The organism is Cupriavidus oxalaticus (genome assembly GCF_004768545.1).
Lineage (GTDB): Bacteria > Pseudomonadota > Gammaproteobacteria > Burkholderiales > Burkholderiaceae > Cupriavidus > Cupriavidus oxalaticus_A.
The window spans coordinates 1,951,547-1,976,325 of record NZ_CP038634.1 but is presented as its reverse complement, the minus strand read 5'-3'; the positions used below and the strand labels follow the sequence as shown (position 1 = coordinate 1,976,325).

The following is a 24,779-nucleotide window of genomic DNA, read 5'->3' as shown; positions in this document are numbered from 1 at the left end:
CTGACTACCGGACAAGGAAAGCATCATGAAACTGATCATCGTCGGCCACGGCATGGTAGGTCACAAGTTCCTGGAATCGCTGGCGGAAGCCGGCGCAGACAACCTGGAAGTGACCGTCCTGTGCGAAGAACCGCGTCCCGCCTACGATCGCGTGCACCTGTCCGAGTTCTTCTCCGGCAAGTCGGCCGAAGACCTGTCGCTGGTGCCGGCGGGCTTCTTCGAGCAGCACAACAATATGCTGCTGCGCCTGAACGCCCGTGCGGTGGAGATCGATCGCGCCGCGCGCACGGTCAAGGTCTCCACCGGCGAGACCCTGTCCTATGACAAGCTGATCCTCGCCACCGGCTCCTACCCGTTCGTGCCGCCGGTGCCGGGCAAGGACCGCAAGGACTGCTTCGTCTATCGCACCATCGAAGACCTGGAAGCGATGCAGGAATGCGGCGCGCGCTCGAAGACCGGCGTGGTCGTCGGCGGCGGTCTGCTCGGCCTGGAGTGCGCCAAGGCGCTGCGCGACATGGGCCTGCAGACGCATGTGGTGGAATTCGCGCCGCGCCTGATGGCGGTTCAGGTCGACGAAGGCGGCGGCCGCATGCTGCGCCAGAAGATTGCTGGCCTGGGCGTGACCGCGCACACCGGCAAGAACACCGTCGAGATCGTCGACGGCGAGGACGGCACGCATCGCATGGTGTTCGCCGACGGCACGCATCTGGACACCGACATGATCGTGTTCTCGGCCGGCATCCGCCCGCGCGACGAGCTGGCGCGCGCCAGCGGCCTGGAAGTCGGTGCGCGCGGCGGCATCTCGGTCGACAACAACTGCCGCACCTCCGACCCGGACATCTACGCCATCGGCGAATGCGCGCTGTGGGACGGCAAGATCTACGGCCTGGTGGCCCCGGGCTACGACATGGCCCGCGTGGCCGCGCGCCACCTGCGCGGCGAGGCGGCCGAGTTCGGCGGCGCCGACATGAGCACCAAGCTCAAGCTGATGGGCGTGGACGTGGCCAGCATCGGCGACCCGCACGGCACCGTGCCGGGCGCGCGCATCTACCAGTTCAGCGACGACCGCAAGGAGGTCTACAAGAAGCTGGTGGTGTCCGATTGCGGCAAGTACCTGCTCGGCGGCGTGCTGATCGGCGATGCCAGCGAGTACGGCACGCTGCTGCAGATGATGCTCAACAAGATCGAGCTGCCGGAGTCGCCGGAATTCCTGATCCTGCCCGACAGCAGCGGCAAGGCCAAGCCGGCGCTGGGCGCCGACGCCCTGCCTGACACCGCGCAGATCTGCTCGTGCAACAACGTCTCCAAGGGCGAGATCTGCGGCGCCGTGTGCGATGGCGCCACCAGCATCGGCGCGCTCAAGAGCTGCACCAAGGCCGGCACCGCCTGCGGCGGCTGCGTGCCGCTGGTCACGCAGATCATGAAGGCCGAGATGAAGAAGCAAGGGATGGCGGTCAACAACCACATCTGCGAGCACTTCCCGTTCTCGCGCCAGGAGCTCTACCACCTGGTGCGCGTGGGCAAGTTCAAGACCTTCGACGCGCTGCTGGAAGCGCACGGCAGCGGCATGGGCTGTGACATCTGCAAGCCGGCGGTGGGCAGCATCCTGGCTTCGTGCTGGAACGAATTCGTGCTGAAGGAAGAGCACGCCAGCCTGCAGGACTCCAACGACTACTACCTGGCCAACATCCAGAAGGACGGCACCTACTCGGTGGTGCCGCGCATGCCGGGCGGCGAAGTCACGCCCGAGGGCCTGATCGCCGTCGGCCAGGTGGCCAAGAAGTACGGCCTGTACACGAAGATCACGGGCGGCCAGCGCGTCGACCTGTTCGGCGCGCGCGCCGAGGAGCTGCCCTTTATCTGGGAAGAGCTGATCGCCGCGGGCTTTGAATCGGGCCATGCCTATGGCAAGGCGCTGCGCACGGTGAAGTCGTGCGTGGGCTCGACCTGGTGCCGTTATGGCGTGGGCGACTCGGTCGGCCTCGCCGTCGAGCTGGAGAACCGCTACAAGGGCCTGCGCGCGCCGCACAAGATCAAGTTCGGCGTATCGGGCTGCACGCGCGAATGCGCCGAGGCGCAGGGCAAGGACGTCGGCGTGATCGCTACGGAAAAGGGCTGGAACCTGTACGTGTGCGGCAACGGCGGCATGAAGCCGCGCCACGCCGAACTGCTGGCCAGCGACCTCGACCACGACACGCTGGTGCGCTACATCGACCGTTTCCTGATGTTCTACGTGCGCACCGCCGACCGCCTGCAGCGCACCAGCGTCTGGCGCGACAACCTCGAAGGCGGCCTGGACTACCTGAAGGCCGTGGTGCTGGACGACAAGCTCGGCATCGCCGCCGAGCTGGAGACCGAGATGCAGCACGTGGTCGACACCTACGAAGACGAGTGGAAGAAGGCCGTGACCGATCCCGAGACGCGCAAGCGCTTCCGCCATTTCGTCAACAGCGACCGCCGCGACGACAACCTGGTCTTCATCGAAGAGCGCGGCCAGATCCGCCCGGCCACGCCGGAGGAACGGAAATTGCAGCGCTCCCGGCTGGGCCACATTCCCGTGGTCGCCGTGCCCGCAAAAGCAGCCTGATCGTGCATGCATTCAAGGAGAACGTGATGAGCCATTCCCACCATCCCGAAACCTGGACCGCGGTCTGCACCGTTCGCGATATCGTGCCCAATACTGGTGTATGCGCGCTGGTCGACGACAAGCAGATCGCCGTGTTCCGCATCGGCCGCGGCGAAGAGGTCTATGCCATCGATAACTTCGATCCCAACTCGCAGGCAGCGGTGCTGTCGCGCGGGCTGGTTGGCAACCTGGGCGAGCGCCTGGTGGTGGCCTCGCCCATCTACAAGCACCACTTCGACCTGCGCACCGGCGAATGCCTGGAAGCGCCGGAGCAGTCGGTCAACGCCTATGGCGCGCGCGTCTACGACGGCAAGGTGTGGGTTGCCGCCAGCGTGGCAATGCGCGAGGCCGAGGAAGAACTGGCCGCCTGATCCGCCCTTTATCCAACTTCCTGGTCGCGCCCCCGATGCTCACCACCGCCTTCACGCCCAGCCCCGGAGATGCCGGCATGACGCCGTCCGATTCCACCCAGGCCCGTCCGCGCCTGGTCGTCGTCGGCAACGGCATGGCCGGCATGCGCACCGTCGAGGAGCTGCTCAAGCTCGCCCCGGACCTGTATGACATCACGGTGTTCGGCGCCGAGCCGCATGGCAACTACAACCGCATCCTGCTCTCGCCGGTGCTGGCTGGCGAGAAGACGGTGGCGGACATCATGCTCAACACGCGCGAGTGGTATGACGAGAACGGCATCGAGCTGCTCGCCGGCGACCCCGTGGTATCGATCGATCGCCCGCGCCGCGTGGTGCGCTCGGCCTCGGGACGCGAGGTGCGCTATGACCGCCTGCTGCTGGCCACCGGCTCCAAGCCGTTCATCATCCCGGTGCCGGGACACCAGCTCGAAGGCGTGATCGCGTTCCGCGACATCCAGGACGTCGAGACCATGCTGCATGCCGCGCGCAATCACCGCCACGCGGTCGTGATCGGCGGCGGGCTGCTCGGACTGGAAGCTGCCAACGGCCTGCTGCGCCAGGGCATGGACGTGACCGTGGTGCACCTGGCCGACAGCCTGATGGAACGCCAGCTCGACAAGCCCGCCGCGACGCTGCTCCAGGGCGCGCTGGAACGCAAGGGCCTGCGCTTCCTGCTGGGCGCCCAGACCGCGGAGATCCTCGGTACCGAGCGCGTCACCGGCGTGCGCTTCAAGGACGGCAGCGAAATCCCCGCCGACCTGGTGGTGATGACCGCGGGCGTGCGCCCCAATATCGAACTCGCCGCCGGCGCGGGCCTGCACTGCGAACGCGCCATCGTCGTCGACGACACGCTGCAGACCTATGATCCGCGCATCTATGCCGTCGGCGAGTGTGTCCAGCATCGCCAGGCCACCTTCGGGCTGGTCGCGCCGATCTGGGACCAGGCGCGCGTGTGCGCCGCCCATCTCGCCGGCGCCGGCCATCGCCGCTACGTGCAGCAGGCCACCGCGACTAAACTGAAAGTGACCGGCGTCGACCTGTATTCCGCCGGCGATTTCATCGGTGCGGAAGGCTCCGAAGACCTGGTGCTGCGCGACGCGCGCCGCGGCGTCTACAAGCGCTTGGTGCTGCAGGACGGCTGCCTGGTCGGCGCCGTGCTGTACGGCGACGTGCAGGACGGGCCGTGGTATTTCGACATGATCCAGCGCCGCACGCCGGTGGGCGCGCTGCGCCAGCGCCTGCTGTTCGGCAAGGCGCAGTGCGAAGCGCTCGCTGCCTGAGCCTTACCAAAGCCATATAACGCCCCCGCACGGAGAACGCGTGAACCTGTCCGACATCCCGGTTGTATCTGCAACCCTGACCACTACCACCGCCACGACCTGCCCGTACTGCGGCGTCGGCTGCGGCGTGCGTGCCACGGTGCGCGCCGACGGCCAGGTCGAGATCGAGGGTGACGCACAGCATCCGTCCAACCAGGGCCGGCTCTGCGTCAAGGGCTCGGCACTGGGCGAGACCGTGGACCTGGAAGGCCGCCTGCTCCATCCCAAGCTGCGCGATGCCGACGGCCAGCTGCAGCCGGTGTCGTGGGACCGTGCGCTCGATACCGTGGCGCAGGGCTTCAGCGACATCATCCGCCGCCACGGCCCCGACTCGGTCGCGCTCTATGTCTCGGGCCAGTTGCTGACTGAGGACTACTACGTTGCCAACAAGCTGATGAAGGGGTTCATCGGCAGCGCCAATATCGACACCAACTCGCGCCTGTGCATGTCGTCGGCCGTTGCCGGCCACAAGCGCGCCTTTGGCGAAGACCTGGTGCCGGGCAGCTATGAAGACCTGGAACTAGCCGACCTGGTCGTGCTGGTGGGTTCCAATACCGCGTGGTGCCACCCCATCCTGTTCCAGCGCCTGAGCAAAGCCAAGGAAGCCCGCCCCGAGATGAAGATCGTGGCGATCGACCCGCGCCGCACCGCCACCTGCGAGCTGGCCGACCTGCACCTGGCGGTTCGTCCCGGTACCGACGTCTGGCTGTTCAATGGCCTGCTCAGCTACCTCGCGCGCGAAGGCCATACCGATGCGGCCTTCATCTCCGCAAGCACCGCGGGACTGGATGAAGCGCTGCAGGCGGCCGCCGTCGATTGCTCCGACCCGGCCGCCGTGGCCCGCGCCTGCAAGCTCGGCGTGCAGGACGTGCTGGACTTCTATGCGCTGTTCGCCGGCACGGAAAAGACCGTGACCGCGTTCTCGCAAGGCGTCAACCAGTCTTCCGCTGGCACCGACAAGGTCAACAGCATCATCAATTGCCACCTGCTGACCGGCCGCATCGGCCGGCCCGGCATGGGCCCGTTCTCGCTGACCGGTCAGCCCAATGCCATGGGCGGGCGCGAGGTCGGCGGCCTGGCCAACATGCTGGCCGCGCATATGGAGCTGGCCAATCCGCTGCATCGCGATGTGGTGCAGAGCTTCTGGCAGTCGCCAGTAATGGCGGACCGCACCGGCCTGAAAGCGGTGGAGCTCTTCGAAGCGATCGAAGCCGGCCGCGTCAAGGCGGTCTGGGTGATCGCCACCAATCCCGTCGTCAGCCTGCCAGATGCCGACCAGGTGCGCCGCGCACTCGCCAGGTGCGAACTGGTGGTGGCCAGCGACATCATCGAACGCACCGATACCAACGCGGCCGCGCACGTGCTGCTGCCCGCGCTGGGCTGGGGTGAAAAGGACGGCACCGTCACCAACTCGGAACGCCGCATTTCGCGCCAGCGCGCCTTCCTGGCCGCGCCGGGCGAAGCGCGCGCCGACTGGCACATCCTCTGCGACGTGGCACGCCGCATGGGCTTCAATGGGTTCGACTATGCCGGGCCGCACGAGATCTTCGACGAGCACGCGCGGCTGAGCGCCTGGCGCAACGACGACGCGCCGCGCGTTTTCGACATCGGCGGACTGGCTGGCCTGGACAAGACCAGCTACGACAGCCTGGAGCCGATTCAATGGCCGGTGCCAGCCAATGGCGGATCCGACTCGCAGCGCCTGTTCGGCGATGGCCGCTATGCGCACGCCGACGGCCTGGCCCGCTTCGTCGCCACGCCGACGCGCGCACCCGCCAATGCACCGGACGACGATTTCCCGCTGATCCTCAACACCGGCCGCGTGCGTGACCAGTGGCACACCATGACGCGCACCGGCAAGTCGGCACGGCTCGCAGACCACCTGCCCGAGCCCTTTGTCGACATGCACCCGCAGGATGCGCTGCTGTGCGGTGTGGGCGAAGGCAAGCTGGCGCGTGTCAGCACCCGCTGGGGCGCGATGGTGGCGCGCGTGCGTCATGGCGGCGGCATCCCGCGCGGCAGCGTATTCGTGCCGATTCACTGGAATGGCCAGTTCAGTTCCGATGCGCGCGTTGGCGCGCTGGTCAATCCGGTGGTCGATCCGGTTTCGGGCGAGCCGGAGTTCAAGCACACGCCAGTGCGGGTCGAGCCGTTTGGTGTCAGCTGGCACGGGTTCGTGCTGAGCCGGCGAGAACTGCCTGCGGAGGCGCTGACCTACTGGACCCGCGTGCAGGGCCGTCAATTCCAGCGCTATGAGTTTGCTGGCCGCGAAGTCGTCTCCGAGCGTGCCACCTGGGCGCGCGAGTTGCTCGGCGTGCAAGATCCGGAAGCGGACTGGCTCGAATACGAGGACCGTACTGCGGGCGTTTATCACGCTGGCTATGTCGTCAACGACAAGCTCGAAGCCTGCGTCTATGTGTCGACCCGGCCCGAGTTGCCGTCGCGGTCGTGGCTGTCAGGCTTGTTCGGTCGCGAGCGGCTGGAAGATGCGGATCGTATCGGATTGCTACTCGGCCAGCCGATGGAAAAAGGTGCTGATGCCGGGCCGACGGTTTGCTCGTGCTTTGGCGTGGGGCGTAACACCATCTGCGATGCAGTGCGGAAGCACGATCTGAAGACGCCGGCTGAGATCACCGCCTGCGTCAAGGCTGGTGGCAACTGTGGGTCTTGCGTGCCTGAGCTTAAGAAGTTGTTGGTGGAGATACGGGTGGTTGAGGTGGCATGAGGGGTTTTGGATTGCGGCTGGTGACATGCTGGCGGCGGCTTTTAGCGCCCGCTGTCGCTGTTGATGACATGCTCTCGGCCGTTGAACCGTCTGGTTCCGCCCTTCCTGGGCAGGTCACTTTTTGCCCGAGCGGCAAAAAGTAACCAAAAAGCGCGTTTACGGCCCTGCGGGCGGCCGCTCTTATCGTAGTGTTCCGGGGCTTTCGTACGGGGCTTTGCTTCGTTGCAGGGCAGGACTGCCTGACGCCGTGGTGCGCCACGGTGGCCTGGGATAAAAGCGATGTTTGAACGAGCCCAGAGCTGGGCATGGCCCCTGCTGCCGGCGGCGACGTAGGAACGCCTACGGCTGCGCTGCGCGCCGGCCCTAAGGTGGCGGGCTGCGCCCACGTCCTCGGCCCAGATTCGGCCCCGGCGTCTTTCACGACGGCGCTGTGCGAGCGCAGCGATGCACTCCGTGCCCGATCCCCCGACCTACGATACCGAGCCCGCGCAGCGCAGCCGTAGGCGTCCCCGCGTTGACGTCGGCAGCAGGCGGCCTACGCCCGGCATGGGGATCGTTCAATAGTGGGTCGACGCAGCCACCAGCCACATCGAACGGAAATCACCACCGCCCGAACCACCGACGCCGGTGAATTGATAGCCAGCCGCTCAGGCGACGCGTTTTTTGGTTACTTTTTGGCGCTCGGACAAAAAGTGACCCGCCCAGCAGGGCGGAACCAGGCGCTTCAACGGCCGACAGCATGTCACCAGCAACGCCAGCATGGCGCCAACCACCTTGTAGCAAAAAATCAAAACTCAAAAAGCAAAAACCCCTCGCAGCACACGCTGTCGAGGGGTTTTGCACAATAAGAGCCTGGCGATGACCTACTTTCACACGGGTAATCCGCACTATCATCGGCGCGGAGCTGTTTCACGGTCCTGTTCGGGATGGGAAGGGGTGGTTCCAGCTCGCTATGGTCACCAGGCATGAGGGGTTGTGACGCTGGGGTTCAAGCCAGCGTCACGAATCGGGATGTAGTTGGGGTTGTGCGTATCTGGCACAGACACGATCACACACACCAGGTGAAACACACTGGTTATAGGATCAAGCCTTACGGGCAATTAGTACTGGTTAGCTTAACGCATTACTGCGCTTCCACACCCAGCCTATCAACGTCCTGGTCTCGAACGACCCTTCAAGGAGGTCAAGCCTCCAGGGAATCCTCATCTTCAGGCGAGTTTCCCGCTTAGATGCTTTCAGCGGTTATCTCTTCCGTACATAGCTACCCTGCGATGCCTCTGGCGAGACAACAGGTACACCAGCGGTACGTCCACTCCGGTCCTCTCGTACTAGGAGCAGCCCCCGTCAAGATTCCAACGCCCACGGCAGATAGGGACCAAACTGTCTCACGACGTTTTAAACCCAGCTCACGTACCTCTTTAAATGGCGAACAGCCATACCCTTGGGACCGGCTACAGCCCCAGGATGAGATGAGCCGACATCGAGGTGCCAAACACCGCCGTCGATATGAACTCTTGGGCGGTATCAGCCTGTTATCCCCAGAGTACCTTTTATCCGTTGAGCGATGGCCCTTCCATTCAGAACCACCGGATCACTATGTCCTGCTTTCGCACCTGCTCGACTTGTCGGTCTCGCAGTTAAGCACGCTTTTGCCATTGCACTTTAGGTACGATGTCCGACCGTACCAAGCGTACCTTCGAACTCCTCCGTTACACTTTGGGAGGAGACCGCCCCAGTCAAACTGCCTACCATGCACTGTCCCCGACCCGGATTCACGGGCCAAGGTTAGAACCTCAAACAAACCAGGGTGGTATTTCAAGGACGGCTCCACGTGAACTGGCGTCCACGCTTCAAAGCCTCCCACCTATCCTACACAGATCGGTTCAAAGTCCAATGCAAAGCTACAGTAAAGGTTCATGGGGTCTTTCCGTCTAGCCGCGGGGAGATTGCATCATCACAAACACTTCAACTTCGCTGAGTCTCGGGAGGAGACAGTGTGGCCATCGTTACGCCATTCGTGCAGGTCGGAACTTACCCGACAAGGAATTTCGCTACCTTAGGACCGTTATAGTTACGGCCGCCGTTTACCGGGACTTCAATCAAGAGCTTGCACCCCATCATTTAATCTTCCGGCACCGGGCAGGCGTCACACCCTATACGTCCACTTTCGTGTTTGCAGAGTGCTGTGTTTTTATTAAACAGTCGCAGCCACCATTTTATTGCAACCCCTTCACCCTTCTGGCGCAGGCCAGTCAAGCTACCAGGGCGTACCTTATCCCGAAGTTACGGTACCAATTTGCCGAGTTCCTTCTCCCGAGTTCTCTCAAGCGCCTTAGAATACTCATCTCGCCCACCTGTGTCGGTTTGCGGTACGGTCTCGTATGACTGAAGCTTAGAGGCTTTTCTTGGAACCACTTCCAATTGCTTCGCAGCACTAGGCCGCTCGCCCCACATCCTTGAATCCCGCGCCCGGATTTGCCTGAGCGCCTTCTCCAATGCAGGGACCGGGACTTCCAACACCCGGACAACCTTCCGCGATCCGTCCCCCCATCGCATCATACGACGGTGCAGGAATATTAACCTGCTTCCCATCAGCTACGCATCTCTGCCTCGCCTTAGGGGCCGACTCACCCTACGCCGATGAACGTTGCGTAGGAAACCTTGGGCTTACGGCGAGGGGGCCTTTCACCCCCTTTATCGCTACTCATGTCAGCATTCGCACTTCTGATACCTCCAGCATCCTTTACAAGACACCTTCACAGGCTTACAGAACGCTCTCCTACCACGCACTTGCGTGCGTCCGCAGCTTCGGTATATAGCTTAGCCCCGTTACATCTTCCGCGCAGGACGACTCGATCAGTGAGCTATTACGCTTTCTTTAAAGGGTGGCTGCTTCTAAGCCAACCTCCTGACTGTTTTAGCCTTCCCACTTCGTTTCCCACTTAGCTATATTTGGGGACCTTAGCTGGCGGTCTGGGTTGTTTCCCTCTTGACACCGGACGTTAGCACCCGATGTCTGTCTCCCGTGATTGCACTCTTCGGTATTCGGAGTTTGCTATGGCGGGGTAATCAGCAATAGACCCCCCAACCATGACAGTGCTCTACCCCCGAAGGTGAGACACGAGGCACTACCTAAATAGTTTTCGGAGAGAACCAGCTATTTCCAGATTTGTTTAGCCTTTCACCCCTATCCACAGCTCATCCCCTAACTTTTCAACGTTAGTGGGTTCGGTCCTCCAGTACGTGTTACCGCACCTTCAACCTGGCCATGGATAGATCATCTGGTTTCGGGTCTACACCCAGCGACTCAACGCCCTGTTCGGACTCGCTTTCGCTACGCCTGCCCTAATCGGTTAAGCTTGCCACTGAATGTAAGTCGCTGACCCATTATACAAAAGGTACGCCGTCACCCGTTTCCAGGCTCCGACTGTTTGTATGCATGCGGTTTCAGGATCTATTTCACTCCCCTCCCGGGGTTCTTTTCGCCTTTCCCTCACGGTACTGGTTCACTATCGGTCGATCACGAGTATTTAGCCTTGGAGGATGGTCCCCCCATCTTCAGACAGGATTTCACGTGTCCCGCCCTACTTGTCGTACACCTAGTTCCACAACGCTGTTTTCGCATACAGGGCTATCACCTGCTAGGGCCGGGCTTTCCATCCCGTTCTGCTAACAACACTGCTAAAGAGTACAAGGCTGTTCCCATTTCGTTCGCCACTACTTTGGGAATCTCGGTTGATTTCTGTTCCTGCAGCTACTTAGATGTTTCAGTTCGCCGCGTTCGCTTCCCACACCTATGGATTCAGTGTGGGATGACCCATACGGGCCGGGTTTCCCCATTCGGACATCTCCGGATCAAAGCTCGTTTGCCAGCTCCCCGAAGCTTTTCGCAGGCTACCGCGTCCTTCATCGCCTGTGATCGCCAAGGCATCCACCACATGCACTTGTTCGCTTGACCCTATAACAAGTGTGTCTCAAGCTTGCGCTCATGACACCGCTCACTACAGGTTGAGTTCTCGCATTTGTGCCGTATTCCAAGTCATCTTTCGATCACTTTAAATACATTTTGGTTGATACAATCACAACCCGGTATCGCGTTAAACAACTGTGCTTCTCATCAAAGCACCGCGACACCTTTACTACATCCCATATTGTTAAAGAACAGCCGACTTTCGTCGCTTGGCAATGCCAAATGCAAACGCTCAATCCTTAAGCGCTTGCATTTGACCACCAATTCCAGGTATCCGTGCTCACTCGGCAGAGTGATGGTGGAGGATGACGGGATCGAACCGACGACCCCCTGCTTGCAAAGCAGGTGCTCTCCCAGCTGAGCTAATCCCCCCTCGGATAACTTGGTGGGTCTGGTAGGACTTGAACCTACGACCCCCGCCTTATCAAGACGGTGCTCTAACCACCTGAGCTACAGACCCTTGGCTGTAACAGCAAACAAACCGATAAGTGTGAACGCTAGGCTTGAGACACAAGCCTCTGGAAAGGAGGTGATCCAGCCGCACCTTCCGATACGGCTACCTTGTTACGACTTCACCCCAGTCATGAACCCTGCCGTGGTAATCGCCCTCCTTGCGGTTAGGCTAACTACTTCTGGCAAAACCCACTCCCATGGTGTGACGGGCGGTGTGTACAAGACCCGGGAACGTATTCACCGCGGCATGCTGATCCGCGATTACTAGCGATTCCAGCTTCACGTAGTCGAGTTGCAGACTACGATCCGGACTACGATGCGTTTTCTGGGATTAGCTCCCCCTCGCGGGTTGGCAACCCTCTGTACGCACCATTGTATGACGTGTGAAGCCCTACCCATAAGGGCCATGAGGACTTGACGTCATCCCCACCTTCCTCCGGTTTGTCACCGGCAGTCTCTCTAGAGTGCTCTTGCGTAGCAACTAGAGACAAGGGTTGCGCTCGTTGCGGGACTTAACCCAACATCTCACGACACGAGCTGACGACAGCCATGCAGCACCTGTGTCCACTTTCCCTTTCGGGCACCTAAGGCATCTCTGCTTCGTTAGTGGCATGTCAAGGGTAGGTAAGGTTTTTCGCGTTGCATCGAATTAATCCACATCATCCACCGCTTGTGCGGGTCCCCGTCAATTCCTTTGAGTTTTAATCTTGCGACCGTACTCCCCAGGCGGTCAACTTCACGCGTTAGCTACGTTACTGAAGAAATGAATCCCCAACAACTAGTTGACATCGTTTAGGGCGTGGACTACCAGGGTATCTAATCCTGTTTGCTCCCCACGCTTTCGTGCATGAGCGTCAGTGACGTCCCAGGGGGCTGCCTTCGCCATCGGTATTCCTCCACATCTCTACGCATTTCACTGCTACACGTGGAATTCTACCCCCCTCTGACATACTCTAGCCTGACAGTCACAAGCGCCATTCCCAAGTTGAGCTCGGGGATTTCACGCCTGTCTTATCAAACCGCCTGCGCACGCTTTACGCCCAGTAATTCCGATTAACGCTCGCACCCTACGTATTACCGCGGCTGCTGGCACGTAGTTAGCCGGTGCTTATTCTTCCGGTACCGTCATCCACGCCAGGTATTAACCAGCGCGATTTCTTTCCGGACAAAAGTGCTTTACAACCCGAAGGCCTTCTTCACACACGCGGCATTGCTGGATCAGGGTTGCCCCCATTGTCCAAAATTCCCCACTGCTGCCTCCCGTAGGAGTCTGGGCCGTGTCTCAGTCCCAGTGTGGCTGATCGTCCTCTCAGACCAGCTACTGATCGTCGCCTTGGTAGGCTCTTACCCCACCAACTAGCTAATCAGACATCGGCCGCTCCTGTAGCGCGAGGCCTTACGGTCCCCCGCTTTCACCCTCAGGTCGTATGCGGTATTAGCTAATCTTTCGACTAGTTATCCCCCACTACAGGGCACGTTCCGATGTATTACTCACCCGTTCGCCACTCGCCACCAGGCCGAAGCCCGTGCTGCCGTTCGACTTGCATGTGTAAGGCATGCCGCCAGCGTTCAATCTGAGCCAGGATCAAACTCTTCAGTTCAATCTCTGTGTGGGTCCGAAGACCCTCGCTCTTTCGAGCGGTCGCTCACTCTCAGAAAACTGACTGACCAGATCCGAAGACCCGGTCACGTTTTGCTGTGCGAGCACTGTATAACTTGTGAAGCAACACTGTCCGAAGACAGCGGCGTCCGCTACCCAGCGCCCACACTTATCGGTTGTTTGTTTGTTAAAGAACTTCGCTTCCCGGCTTTGCCGTTCAGCGCGCTGCGTTGTCTGCAGCAGAGAAACGAGATTATGCAGAGCTTTCTTCGTTTCGTCAACCGTTGCAGCAATCTTTTTTTGCTGCGGCCGGCGCTGCCAACTTCGCTGCGCCAACCTTGCGGTCGACCCCGCAACCCTTGCTGCGTCTGCTTTACAGCGCCGCGTTGTGTTGCGAGGGGGCGAATATTAAGGGACCCGGAGGTGGCTTGGCAAGGGGTTTCTGAAAACTTCTTCGTGCCGCCATCGCCAGGCACTTAAAATCGGCTGATGCCGGATATGCCCACTTACCTGCCGTCGCGCATGCCCGCGGACGGCAAGCACTTTGCAGACGCCCTCGCGCTCGCCGCGGCGCTGTCGCGCCCGATCGTCTTCGTCGACCTCGAAACCACCGGCGCCGATGCCCAGCGGGACCGGATCACCGAGATCGGCGTCGTCGAGGTCGGCCCGGACGGAATTACCGAATGGGATACCTTGCTGGACCCCGGCATGGGGATCCCGCCGTTTATCCAGCGCATGACCGGCATCTCCGACGAGATGGTGCGTGGCCAGCCGACGTTCGAGTCACTCGCCGAGCCACTTGCCGAGCGCCTGCAGGGCCGGCTTTTCGTAGCCCATAACGCACGCTTCGATTATGGCTTCCTGAAGAACGCATTCCGCCGCGCCGGCGTTACGTTCCGTGCGGATGTGCTGTGCACGGTACGCCTGTCGCGCTCGCTGTACCCGTCGGTGGAACGCCATGGTCTCGATGCGCTGATCGCCCGCTTTGGCCTGACGCCTAAGGGGCGGCACCGCGCCCTGGCCGATGCCGAGCTGCTTTGGCAGTTCTGGCAGAAGATCCACGACACCTATTCGGTCGAGCTGGTCGAGGCCGCGGTGCGCACCCTGGTGCGTCGCGCCAGCCTGCCGGCTGGCCTGGACGAGACCGCGCTGGAAGACGTGCCCGCCGCTCCCGGTGTCTATATCTTCTACGGCGATGACGACGTCCCGCTGTATGTAGGCAAGAGCGTGCACCTGCGCCAGCGCATCGGTGCCCATTTCTCGGGCGACTACCGCTACGGCAAGGATATGCGGCTGGCGCGGCTGGTGCGCCGGGTCGAGTGGCGCGAGACCGGCGGCGAGACCGGCGCGCTGTTGCTCGAGGCCAGGCTGGTCAAGACGATGCAGCCTGTCCACAACCAGCTGCTGCGCAGCAATGCCCGGCTCTACGCATGGGAGCTGCCGCCGCAGTTGCCGGTGCCGCGCCTGCGCACCAGCCGCGATACCGATTTCTGCCGGCATCGCGATCTGTTCGGCGCCTTTGGCAGCCGCGGTGCGGCCGAGGCGCGCCTGCGTGCGCTGGCCGAAGAGCACGGCTTGTGCATGGCCACGCTGTCGCTGGAAAAGACCACGCCGCAAGGCAACCCGTGCTTCGCGCGGCAGGTACACCGCTGCGCCGGCGCCTGCGTCGGCGCCGAGCCGGCCGCCGCGCATCGCGCGCGCCTGGCCACCGCACTGGCGCCGCTGGCACTGGTGCCGTGGCCATTTGACGGTCCGGTGGCATGGCGCGAGGAGCATGCCGGACGCACGTGGTGGCATGTCGCCAACGACTGGTGCTATCTGGGCTGCTCACTCACGCTGGACGAGGCCCGCGCGCTGGCCGTTGCGCCGGCGCACTTCGACCTGGACACCTACCATATCCTCGCCCCGCGCATGGCGCAGTGGATGCCGGAAACGGTCCCGCTGCCGGTAGCGAGCCTGTTCGAGCTGACCCCGCCGGCGAAGCCGCAGGAGCAGGATGTACTGCGGCCGGTGCGTGCTACCGCGGCGACCGCCCCACGCAGGCCAGCCCGCGCGGCCGGTCAGCAAGCCCTGGATCTGTTCGCGGACTGAACCGCGCCGCCGGCTGCCCGCTGTGTGGGCTGGCGCGCAGACCGTGCTTGTGGGCAGGCGTGCCCTTCCGTTAGTCTCGACGGACCGCCCTTGCCGCCGGGCGCGCCGATGCGGAGTCTCAATGCCTGCCAAACTGTTCCGTCCTGCCGAATCGGCCCGCGGCGCCGCGCGGGTGCGCGCGTGCCTGGCCATCCTCTGGGCCGGAGCCTTCACCGGCGCGTGTGCCAACCTGGGCGGCGGCGCCATGCAGGAAATCTTCGACTCCTGGAAGAACGTCTCGGTCGACGAGGCCAAGCGCCAGTGGGGACCGCCACAGGCGGTTCAGGCGATGCCGTCCGGCACCGCCTATGTCTGGAACGAGACCATCCCGGCAGCCCGCGCGCCAGGCAGCGGCCCCCGCGATGCCGGCATGGAACGCACGCCGGTGCCGGGCCATTGCCAGCGCAAGCTGATCGCGGGCCCGGACGGCATTGTCATCGGCGGCGAATGGAGCGGCGATGCCTGCTGCATCAGCACGCTGGTCGGCCGCTGTGCCGCACTGAAATACCGAGGGCCCGGCTGACCGGCGGCACGGCGCCTTGAAGTCCTTGAAGTACTGCATGACCAGCAGGACCGGGGCCGCCATCAGCTGCGCCTGCCCTCCCGTCGCAGAGCGGAAGCGCCATTCAGGCCGCCGGCCACGCGCCGGTGGCAGCCAGGACCGGCGAGTATTCGCGCAACTGCCAGCGCATCGGCAGCACCGACGGGCGCCGCATCACCTGCTCGACATGCAGCCGCACCAGCCGCTCCGCCCCGGCGAATGTCGCCAGCTCGGCGCCGTCCCAGATCACTTCGGCATGGCCACCGACATGGAGCAGCGCGCCTTCGGCAAAATCGGGCACCACCAGCCCGGCGCGTGGGTTCTGCAGCAAGTTGCCGACGGTATTGAAGAAGTTGTTGCCGTTGAAATCCGGGAAGGTGAGCGTGCCATTGCCGTCCACGCGGATAAAACCCGGCTTGCCGCCGCGGTGCGATACATCGACGCCGCCGGTGTGCGCGCCCTCCTCCGGCGAGGCAGCATGGCTGGTGGCAATGAACAGCGTATCGGCGGCCCGCAGCCACGCTGCCGCGGCGTCGTCCAGCACCGTGCCGTGCCATGCCGGCACGGGAGCTCCCGGTTGTGCCATGGTGCCTTCGCGCAGCTGGATATAACGCGGGCAGTTGCCGAAGCTCTGCTCGACTTCGACCGTGAACCCGCGCTGGTCGCGCGCCACGATGATGCCGTTCATCCGGTTGCGCCGGCGCGTGGACAGCTCGATGCCCAGCAAGCCAACGCTCGCACCGTGCTCCAGGGCCTGTTCCAGCGGATCGCCAGGCAGCGGCAAGGAGTCGATGCGCAAGTGCGTGGCATCGGGGCTATATGCAAACCCCGGCGCACCGGCAAGCACCGATGCCCACGGCAAGCCACCGGCATCGACCGCGCCAACCAGCAGGATCGGCAGCTGGGCATAGAAGTCGCGATGCTGTGCGGGCATTTCGCCGCGGATCACGCGCGCGCCGGCCGCAGCCATGCGCTCGCGCTTGCCGGCGCGCTCCTGCGCGGCCAGTTCCCCGGCGTGGAAAGGCAGGCCGGCATGCGGCCAGACGGGCAGTTCCATGATGGACTCCTTGGCTGATGCAGCCGGCGCTCGCGCGGCGGCGTCCGGTTATCCGGCCTCAGGCAGCCCTGCCGGGCCGGGATACGATCATCGGCACGAAGCCGGGCAGCGCCTCGATGCGGCGCAGCCACGCGTTCAGTGCGGGATACGGCGCCAGGGGCACGTTGCCTTCTTCGGCGCGGGCGATGTAGCTGTAGGCGGCGACGTCGGCGAGCGTGGCATGGCTGGCTGCCAGGAACGGCTGCTCGGCCAGCAGGGATTCCATCAGCACGAACAGGCGCTGCGCGCGGGCGATGGCGTCGTCCAGCGGCACCGGCCGGCCGAACAGCACGCCCAGGCGCGCCGCGGCGGGGCCGAAGGCGATTTCCCCGGCGGCCACCGACAGCCAGCGCTGCACGCGCGCGGCTCCGACCGGGTCGCGCGGCAGCCAGCGGCCATCGTCATAGCGCGTGGCCAGGTAGACCAGGATCGCGTTCGAATCGCCGATCACCGCGCCGTTGTCGTCCAGCACCGGCACCTGCCCGAAGGGATTGAGCCGCAGGAACGGCTCGCGATGCTGTTCGCCGCCGCGCAGGTCGACGTCGACCAGCCGGTACGGCAGTCCCAGCAGCGACAGGAACAGTTCGGCGCGATGGGCGTGGCCCGAGAGCGGCGAGCGATAAAGGACGAGCGGAACGCGGGGCTCGGCGGGATGGCTGGCGGCTTGCATGACACACTCCTCGGGGGTTGGGATACCGGGATTCTGGACGCGGAAGGCGCTGCAATAAATGGGGCGCCTGATATTTGACTACTCCAAAAATCGGAGTAATGTGTGGCGCCATGGACAAGCTTCGAGCCATGCAGACCTTCGTGCGCATCGTCGACGCGGGCAGCCTGACTGCCGCCGCGGCGACGCTGCACACTTCCCTGCCCGCGGTGGTGCGCACACTGGCCGCGCTCGAGTCCGAGCTGCAGGTGCGGCTGCTCAACCGCACCACGCGGCGGCTGTCCCTGACCGGCGAGGGGCGCAGCTACCTGGACAGCTGCCGGCGCATCCTGGCCACCATCGATGAAGTCGAGGCCGGCCTGACCGCCAGCCATGTCGAGCCCAGCGGCCAGCTCACGCTGACCGCGCCGGTGCTGTTCGGGCAGATGTATATCGCGCCGGCAGTCACGCGCTTCGTGCAGCGCTATCCGCGCGTGCGCTGCCGCATGGAATTCACCGACCGCGTGGTGAACCTGCTGGAAGAAGAACTCGACGTCGGCGTACGCATCGGCCCGCTGGCGGATTCGACCCTGGTGGCGCAGCCGGTCGGCCATATCCGGCGCGTGGTGGTGGCCACCCCCGCCTACCTGCGCAAGCATGGCACGCCGCGCCATCCCGACGACCTCGCGCGCGCCAATTGCGTGCGCTTCACCGGCAATGCCGCGCACTGGTGGACGTTCCAGGAAAACGGCAAGCCGTTCCAGGTGCAGGTGACGGGCAACCTCGAATTCAACCAGACCGCGCCGGCCGTGGCCGCTTGCGCGGAAGGCGCCGGCTTCGGCAATTTCCTGTCGTACCAGGTGGCGCAACTGGTGCAGGCGCGCAAGCTGCGCATTGTGCTGGAGACGTTCGAGCAGCCCGCCTGGCCGTTGTCGCTGATCTATCCGCATGCGCGCTTGCTGCCGGCGCGCACGCGCGCCTTTATCGACTGGATGCGCGACGACCTCGGTCCGCGCTTTCGCTGAGACAGCGTTCCCGCGGTGCGCGAGAGCAAGACCAAGACGCAGAGATGCCGATTCCATGCCCCTGGCCAGCGCTCCAACTCCGACGGGCTTCGGCGCCCGCTTGCGCCACCTCATCCGCCGACCCAGCGGCAATGCGCTGCGCGCGGCGGTGCTTGGCGTCAACGACGGCCTCGTCTCCAGCTTCTGCCTGGTGATGGGGCTGGAGGGCGCGGCCGCCACGCGTGAAGCCGTGATCCTGGCAGGGCTCGCCGGCCTGACCGCGGGTGCCTGCTCGATGGCACTGGGCGAATGGCTGTCGGTCACCAACAGCCGCGAGATGAACAACAAGCGGCTGCGCGACATGGCGCAACAGATCGCGCACGATACCGCCCGCGCGCGGCAGCGGCTGGTGGCGGTGCTGTCTGGCAAAGGCATGCCTCCGGCGGATGCGGAACGTGCCGCCGACGAGATCATGCGCGATCCGCGCGCCATGCTCGATATGGTATTCGGCTCGCTCTGATGCTGCCCGCCAGGGTATCCACGACGCGGAGCAACAGGCATGCGTACCTTGCGCGCACGAGTGGCGACCCACCCGTTCGCAGCGACCGGCCACCCGACAAAAGCCTTGACGCCGCGCGGCGCGCACCGGTATTTTTCAAAAGCGAATCTGCATTCGAATACGGAAAATCCCTATGCCAGCGACGTCGTCCGGCCTTCCGGCCACCTCTTCCTTCCCCCGTATCGATACGCCCTCGATCCTGCAGCCGCCGCGGCAGCGGCGCGCGCGCGAGACCGAGCAGGCGCTGCTCGGCGCGGGCCGTGAACTGCTGGCGAAGCGCGATTTCGCCGCGGTTTCGGTGGCCCAGATCGCCGCTGCGTGCCAGGTGTCGGTGGGCGCTTTCTATGGCCGCTTCCGCGACAAGATGGCTTATTTCGAGGCATTGCGCGCGCTGGTGATGGAGGAAACCTCGGCATCGATCGACCGTTACCTCGCGCAGGAGCGCTGGGAAGACGTGCCGACCGCCGTACTGCTAGACAAGGCCGCGCGCTTCATGGTGCTGGGCACGCTGGCCAATCGCGGCGTGATGCGCGCTTCGCTGCGGCATGCCTCGACGAAGCCGGAAGAGTGGCAGCCGCACCGCCAGAATGGCGAAGCGATCGTCGAGCGGATGGTGCAGTTGCTGGTACCACGGCTGTCGCTGCCCGCGGATATCGCCGATCTGCGTGTGCGCTTTGCCATGCAGGCGGTCTTTAGCGTGCTGGTCAATGCGGTGCTGAACGATTCGGGGCCGCTGCATCTCGACGATGAGCGAATGATCCCCGAACTGAGCCGCATGATGGCGGGGTACCTCGGCGTCACAGGCAACGCCCAGGCCTGAATTCGCGCGGTAGTGCAGTCTGGTAATGCAGCGCGCCCATGGCCGCTATGAATTCGGTGGTGCTTGCTTGGCGGCGGCGCACGTCCTCTCTAGAATGCGTCCACGCTGACTGCATCCACGCCCACTGATACCGCACATGGCCACGCTTTTCCTCGTCCGCCACGGACAAGCCTCGTTTGGCGCCGCCAACTACGATTGCCTGTCGGAGACAGGCCGCCAGCAGGCGCGCTGGCTGGGCGAGTATTTCAGCGAGCGCGGCTTGCGCTTCGCACGCGTGGCCGCGGGCAACCTCGTGCGGCAGCAGGACACCGCGCGCGAGATCCTGGCCGCGATGGGCCAGCCGCAAGCGGAAATTGCCACGCATACCGGCCTGAACGAATATGACGGCGAGGCGCTGTACCGCTGCCACACCGGCGGCGCCGACCATCGCGCCCACCAGAACGGCGATTACAACGACTACTGGCGCACTTTCCGCGCCGCCTACCATGCCTGGACCCAGGATGGGCTGACCGACATGACGGAAAGCTGGGCCGATTTCGGCGCGCGCATTGCCGGCGCGCTGACGCAAGCCTGCGAAGGCACCACGCGCGAAGACGCCATCCTCGTGGTCAGCTCCGGCGGCGCCATCGGCCGCGCCACGGCCGACCTGCTCGGCGCCCCCGCGGCCACTGCCATCGAAATGAACCTGCAGTTCCGCAATACCGCGTTCTGCGAAATCATCGTCGGCCGCGGCGTGCAGCGCTTGCTGAGCTTCAACAATATCCCGCACCTGGACCGGCCGGAACGCCGCAGCGCGCTGACCTTCGCCTGAAGGCCACAGGCACCACGCGCAACAATGACAAACCCGCCTGACGGCAGGTTTCTGTTTGGCGTGGAATGCGGCGGCAATCGCTCCGGCAACTGGCGCGGGCACTTTGACATGCCCGCGCCGCCGGTCCTTCTCCCTTTACTACCTTTTCTGCTGCATTCCTGCTCGGGCGCCCGACACGGACGCCAGTGCCTTACAGGCGTTCGACGATGGTCACGTTGGCCAGCCCGCCGCCTTCGCACATGGTCTGCAGGCCGTAGCGCTTGCCGTGCGTATGCAGCGCATGCACCAGCGTCGTCATCAGCTTGGCGCCCGAGCCGCCCAGCGGATGGCCCAGCGCAATCGCGCCGCCATGCACGTTGAGGCGCTCCGGATCGGCGCCCGTTGCCTGCAGCCAGGCCAGCGGCACCGGTGCGAAAGCTTCGTTGACTTCGAACAGGTCGATGTCGTTGATGCTCAGGCCGGCCTTCTTCAGCGCGTGCATGGTCGCCGGCAGCGGCGCTTCGAGCATCACCACCGGGTCGTGGCCGATTACGGTCATATGGTGCACGCGCGCCAGCGGCTTGACGCCGAGCTTCTTCAGGCCAGCCTCGTTGACCACCAGCAGGCCGGCGGCGCCGTCGCAGATCTGGCTCGACGAGGCAGCGGTCACGCGCCCGCCTTCGGCGATCAGCTTGACCGCGCCGATGCTGTCCATCGTGGCGTCATAGCGGATGCCTTCGTCCGCGGTATGCATTTCGCCGTTGGCGCCCTCGGCGGTGCGCACTTCGACCGGCACGATCTCGGCGTTGAAGCGGCCCGCCCTGGTCGCTGCCGCGGCGCGCTGGTGGCTGAGCAGCGCGTAGGCATCGAGCTGCTCGCGCGACAGGTTGTACTTGCGCGCAATCATCTCGGCGCCGGTGAACTGGCTGAACTGCACGCCGGGGTAGCGCGCCTCGACGCCCGGGCTCTTGGGCACGCCGAAGCCGTTCTTGGCCGGCAACTGCGACGACAGGCCCATCGGCACGCGTGTCATGCTTTCCACGCCGGCCGCGATCACGATGTCCATCGCGCCCGACATCACCGCCTGTGCGGCAAAGTGCAGCGCCTGCTGCGACGACCCGCACTGGCGGTCGACCGACGTGCCCGGCACGCTTTCAGGCAGCCGCGACGCGAGGATGGCGTTGCGCGCCACGTTGCCAGCCTGCTCGCCGACCTGGCTGACGCAGCCCATGATGACGTCTTCGACCAGCGCGGGATCGGCGCCGGTGCGCTCGACCAGCGCATCGAGCACCTGCGCGGCGAGGTCGGCCGGATGCCAGCCCGACAGCTTGCCGCCCTTGCGCCCGCCGGCGGTCCGTGCCGCGGCGACGATATATGCCTCTGCCATTTGATCTCCTTGTTCGGTGCCAGCCGCCCCGCGGCCGGCCGGTGCTTGATGCGGGGTGCCGGCGGCTGCCGGCAGGTTGGACCCTATTGTTGTCCCGGGCCGGCCGGCCAGCGTCGTCGGAAGCGACGAAGTTGGCCGGCCGCCTCAGGGCGATGTCAGGGCGATGTCAGGGCCAAGTCAGCGCGGTGTCAGCTGCGCGGGCCGAGCACCGCGAAGATCGCGGTGGCGCGCAGCAGGCAGCGCTCGCCGCTGACCAGCCGGCAGCTGCCGTAGCGCAGCCGCGAGCCGAGCTTGTCGAACTCCACGCGCGCCTCGACCCAGTCGCCCAGGCGCGCCGAGTCCAGGAAGTCCAGGCTCAGGTTGGCGGTGACCGCGCTCTTCTCGCGGCCGGTCTCCAGCGACATCATCATGCCGATGGCGGTATCGGCCAGCGTCGCCAGCATGCCGCCGTGCGGGATGCCGAGGTTGTTGAGATGGCTCTCGTCGATGCGCACCGCCAGCGTGCGGCGTTCGCGGTTCAGGTAAAGCTGGCCGAAGTTGGCCATGTAGCCTCCCGGCTGCCGCAGCGGCACGAAGCCCTCGGGCACGGCAGAGCCACTGGAGCTTTCGGCCGCCTGCGGCATCGCCGCCTCGATTCCGGCTTCAGCCATGGCGTCAGGCGAAGTAGCGCGAGGCCGAGCCAAGTTGCTCGCGGCATTCGCGGACCATGCGTGCGAGCAACTCCTCGCAGCTCGGCACGTCGTCGATCAGGCCCACGCACTGGCCGGCGCTGATGATGCCGCCGTCGGTCTCGCCCGCTTTCAGCGCTGCCTTGCCGCGCACACCGGCAACCAGGTGCTTGACGTCTTCGAACTGCGCACCGCCGGGGCGGCGCTCGATGCTCACGACCTCATCCGACACGGCGTTCTTCAGCACCCGTGCGGTGTTGTGCAGCGTGCGGAAGATCAGGTTGGTGTCGCGCTCGCTGGCCTGCACCAGCGCCCGCTTGACGTTGTCGTGGATCGGCGCTTCCTGGGTGGCGCAGAAGCGCGTACCCATGTTCACGCCCTCGGCGCCGAGCACCAGCGCGGCGGCCATGCCGCGGCCGTCGGCGATGCCGCCCGAGGCGATCACCGGCACCGACAGCTTGCGTGCCGCCAGCGGGATCAGCACCATGCCGGGGACATCGTCCTCGCCCGGGTGGCCGGCGCACTCGAAGCCGTCGATCGACACCGCGTCGACGCCCAGGCGCTCGGCCGACTGGGCATGGCGGATCGCCACGCACTTGTGGATCACCTTCATGCCTGCGGCCTTGGCGCGCGCGATGTGTTCCCTGGGGTTGTTGCCGGCGGTCTCCAGCACCTTGACGCCGTTTTCGATGATGACGTCGAGGTAGCGCGCGTATGGCGGCGGGTTGATCGAAGGCAGCAGCGTCAGGTTCACGCCGAATGGCTTGTCGGTCATATCGCGGCAGCGGCGGATTTCCTCGCCCAGCGCCTCGGGGGTCGGCTGCGTCAGCGCGGTGAGGATGCCCAGCCCGCCGGCGTTGGAGACGGCAGCGGCCATCTCCGCATAGCCGACCCATTGCATGCCGCCCTGGATGATCGGGTAGCGGATGCCAAGCAGTTCGGTGATTCGAGTCTTCATGATTGTCCTTTTTGCTGTCAGCTAGCGGGCCTTGCCGGCGTTCGGGCCAGTCTACGGCGCGCGCGTGCGCGATGCTTCGTCGGAAGCGACGATTGCGGGCGGCGCATTCTGCACTAGTGTTGGCTGCCCCCGCGCCGTTCCGGGCCCTTGCCGCCCTCCGGCCCGCGGCACCCGCCCCCTTCCCTCAGCAGGAGTCGCCATGACGCAAGCCACGCCTTCGTTCGAAACCCTGCGCTACGCCGTCGAAGACGGTGTCGCCACCATCACGCTGCATCGCCCGGACCAGCTCAACGCCTTCACCGCGCAGATGATGCAGGACCTGATCGCCGCCTTCGACGCCACCGATGCCGACGACAACGTCCGCGCGGTGATCGTCACCGGCTCGGGCCGCGCCTTCTGCGCCGGTGCCGACCTGTCCGGCGGCAGCTCGACCTTCGATTTCGAGAAGCGCTATGGCGCCAGCCCCGACACCGCGCACCGCGACGGCGGCGGCCGCGTGTCGCTGCGCATCTTCCGCAGCCTCAAGCCGGTGATTGCCGCGGTCAACGGCGCCGCGGTCGGCGTGGGCGTGACCATGCAGCTGCCGATGGACATCCGGCTGGCCTCGACCGACGCCAAGTTCGGCTTCGTGTTCGCGCGCCGCGGCATCACGCCCGAGGCCGCATCATCGTGGTTCCTGTCGCGCGTGGTCGGCGTTTCGACGGCGCTGGAATGGTGCTATACGGGGCGGGTGTTCTCGGCGCAGGAGGCGCATGAGCGCGGGCTGGTGCGCTCGCTGCACGCGCCCGAAGACCTGCTGCCGGCAGCGCGGGCGATCGCGCGGGAGATTGCGGACAACGCCGCGCCGGTCTCGGTCGCGATCTCCCGCCAGCTGATCTGGCGCATGGCCGGGGCCAGCCACCCCATGGAGGCGCACAAGCTCGACAGCCGGGCGATCCAGTCGCGCGGGCGCTCCGCCGACGTCAAGGAAGGCGTCAGCGCATTCCTGGAAAAGCGCCTGGCCGCGTTCCCCGACACCGTCTCGCACGACCTGCCGGACTTCTTCGACTGGCGCGGCGAGCCGCCGTTCGCCTGAAG

16 protein-coding genes, 2 tRNA genes and 3 rRNA genes are annotated in these 24,779 nt (G+C 64.7%); 11 read left to right on the top strand and 10 right to left on the bottom strand.

Annotation, left to right across the window (positions count from 1 at the left end):
- The first annotated feature begins 25 nt into the window (after positions 1-25).
- The 4 genes from nirB (at position 26) to E0W60_RS08795 (ending at position 7,080) form a co-directional block, all read left to right on the top strand.
- On the top strand, positions 26-2,587 hold the full coding sequence (gene nirB / locus E0W60_RS08810) for a nitrite reductase large subunit NirB (RefSeq protein ID WP_133095382.1): 2,562 nt from the start codon (positions 26-28) through the stop codon (positions 2,585-2,587).
- Between the two features lie 26 nt (positions 2,588-2,613).
- On the top strand, positions 2,614-2,997 hold the full coding sequence (gene nirD / locus E0W60_RS08805; protein WP_135703681.1) for a nitrite reductase small subunit NirD: 384 nt from the start codon (positions 2,614-2,616) through the stop codon (positions 2,995-2,997).
- Positions 2,998-3,074: 77 nt separating this feature from the next.
- Positions 3,075-4,316 carry an NAD(P)/FAD-dependent oxidoreductase gene (locus E0W60_RS08800; RefSeq protein WP_133095383.1) on the top strand — a complete coding sequence of 414 codons (1,242 nt, stop codon included), beginning with the start codon at positions 3,075-3,077 and terminating at the stop codon, positions 4,314-4,316.
- Positions 4,317-4,356: 40 nt separating this feature from the next.
- Complete coding sequence (locus E0W60_RS08795; RefSeq protein WP_133095384.1) at positions 4,357-7,080, top strand: nitrate reductase; 2,724 nt, start codon at positions 4,357-4,359, stop codon at positions 7,078-7,080.
- Between the two features lie 850 nt (positions 7,081-7,930).
- On the opposite strand, the gene rrf is transcribed toward E0W60_RS08795, so the two are convergent.
- The 5 genes from rrf to E0W60_RS08770 all read right to left on the bottom strand — a co-directional run bounded on the left by rrf (position 7,931) and on the right by E0W60_RS08770 (position 13,104).
- Positions 7,931-8,044, bottom strand: a 5S ribosomal RNA gene (rrf, locus tag E0W60_RS08790).
- Between the two features lie 115 nt (positions 8,045-8,159).
- Positions 8,160-11,038: ribosomal RNA gene (locus E0W60_RS08785) — 23S ribosomal RNA — on the bottom strand.
- A 308-nt stretch (positions 11,039-11,346) separates the two neighbouring features.
- Positions 11,347-11,422, bottom strand: a tRNA-Ala gene (locus tag E0W60_RS08780).
- Positions 11,423-11,433: 11 nt separating this feature from the next.
- Positions 11,434-11,510: transfer RNA gene (locus E0W60_RS08775), tRNA-Ile, on the bottom strand.
- A gap of 62 nt (positions 11,511-11,572) precedes the next feature.
- Positions 11,573-13,104 (bottom strand): 16S ribosomal RNA (locus E0W60_RS08770).
- The 16S, 23S and 5S rRNA genes sit together here with 2 tRNA genes alongside, the layout of an rRNA operon.
- A 488-nt stretch (positions 13,105-13,592) precedes the next feature.
- On the opposite strand from E0W60_RS08770, the gene E0W60_RS08765 reads away from it, so the two are divergent.
- Together E0W60_RS08765 and E0W60_RS08760 are read left to right on the top strand one after the other, a co-directional pair.
- On the top strand, positions 13,593-15,194 hold the full coding sequence (locus E0W60_RS08765) for a 3'-5' exonuclease family protein (protein ID WP_135703680.1): 1,602 nt from the start codon (positions 13,593-13,595) through the stop codon (positions 15,192-15,194).
- Positions 15,195-15,315: 121 nt separating this feature from the next.
- Positions 15,316-15,756, top strand: coding sequence for a hypothetical protein (locus tag E0W60_RS08760; protein ID WP_133098425.1), 441 nt, complete (start codon positions 15,316-15,318; stop codon positions 15,754-15,756).
- 103 nt (positions 15,757-15,859) lie between these two features.
- Here E0W60_RS08760 and E0W60_RS08755 read toward each other — a convergent pair whose 3' ends face one another.
- Together E0W60_RS08755 and E0W60_RS08750 are read right to left on the bottom strand one after the other, a co-directional pair.
- Entirely contained in the window at positions 15,860-16,831 is a 972-nt protein-coding gene (locus E0W60_RS08755; RefSeq protein WP_135703679.1) for a pyridoxamine 5'-phosphate oxidase family protein, read from the bottom strand.
- Positions 16,832-16,889: 58 nt separating this feature from the next.
- Positions 16,890-17,540, bottom strand: a complete 651-nt coding sequence (locus E0W60_RS08750; protein ID WP_133098423.1) for a glutathione S-transferase family protein — start codon at positions 17,538-17,540, stop codon at positions 16,890-16,892.
- A gap of 98 nt (positions 17,541-17,638) precedes the next feature.
- On the opposite strand from E0W60_RS08750, the gene E0W60_RS08745 reads away from it, so the two are divergent.
- The 4 genes from E0W60_RS08745 to E0W60_RS08730 all read left to right on the top strand — a co-directional run bounded on the left by E0W60_RS08745 (position 17,639) and on the right by E0W60_RS08730 (position 20,710).
- Complete coding sequence (locus E0W60_RS08745) at positions 17,639-18,541, top strand: LysR family transcriptional regulator (protein ID WP_084402443.1); 903 nt, start codon at positions 17,639-17,641, stop codon at positions 18,539-18,541.
- A gap of 100 nt (positions 18,542-18,641) precedes the next feature.
- On the top strand, positions 18,642-19,040 hold the full coding sequence (locus tag E0W60_RS08740; RefSeq protein ID WP_240745764.1) for a VIT1/CCC1 transporter family protein: 399 nt from the start codon (positions 18,642-18,644) through the stop codon (positions 19,038-19,040).
- A 172-nt stretch (positions 19,041-19,212) separates the two neighbouring features.
- Positions 19,213-19,899, top strand: coding sequence for a TetR/AcrR family transcriptional regulator (locus tag E0W60_RS08735; RefSeq protein ID WP_133098420.1), 687 nt, complete (start codon positions 19,213-19,215; stop codon positions 19,897-19,899).
- 136 nt (positions 19,900-20,035) lie between these two features.
- Positions 20,036-20,710: a histidine phosphatase family protein gene (locus tag E0W60_RS08730; protein WP_135703678.1), complete on the top strand. Its 675-nt coding sequence runs from the start codon at positions 20,036-20,038 to the stop codon at positions 20,708-20,710.
- 190 nt (positions 20,711-20,900) lie between these two features.
- On the opposite strand, the gene E0W60_RS08725 is transcribed toward E0W60_RS08730, so the two are convergent.
- The 3 genes from E0W60_RS08725 to E0W60_RS08715 all read right to left on the bottom strand — a co-directional run bounded on the left by E0W60_RS08725 (position 20,901) and on the right by E0W60_RS08715 (position 23,702).
- Complete coding sequence (locus E0W60_RS08725) at positions 20,901-22,076, bottom strand: acetyl-CoA C-acetyltransferase (RefSeq protein ID WP_135703677.1); 1,176 nt, start codon at positions 22,074-22,076, stop codon at positions 20,901-20,903.
- Positions 22,077-22,264: 188 nt separating this feature from the next.
- Positions 22,265-22,726: a PaaI family thioesterase gene (locus E0W60_RS08720; protein ID WP_133098417.1), complete on the bottom strand. Its 462-nt coding sequence runs from the start codon at positions 22,724-22,726 to the stop codon at positions 22,265-22,267.
- Positions 22,727-22,730: 4 nt separating this feature from the next.
- Positions 22,731-23,702 carry an NAD(P)H-dependent flavin oxidoreductase gene (locus E0W60_RS08715; RefSeq protein ID WP_135703676.1) on the bottom strand — a complete coding sequence of 324 codons (972 nt, stop codon included), beginning with the start codon at positions 23,700-23,702 and terminating at the stop codon, positions 22,731-22,733.
- A 199-nt stretch (positions 23,703-23,901) separates the two neighbouring features.
- Here E0W60_RS08715 and E0W60_RS08710 point away from each other — a divergent pair, with 199 nt between their 5' ends.
- Positions 23,902-24,777 carry a crotonase/enoyl-CoA hydratase family protein gene (locus E0W60_RS08710; RefSeq protein ID WP_133098415.1) on the top strand — a complete coding sequence of 292 codons (876 nt, stop codon included), beginning with the start codon at positions 23,902-23,904 and terminating at the stop codon, positions 24,775-24,777.
- The last annotated feature ends 2 nt before the right edge of the window (positions 24,778-24,779 follow it).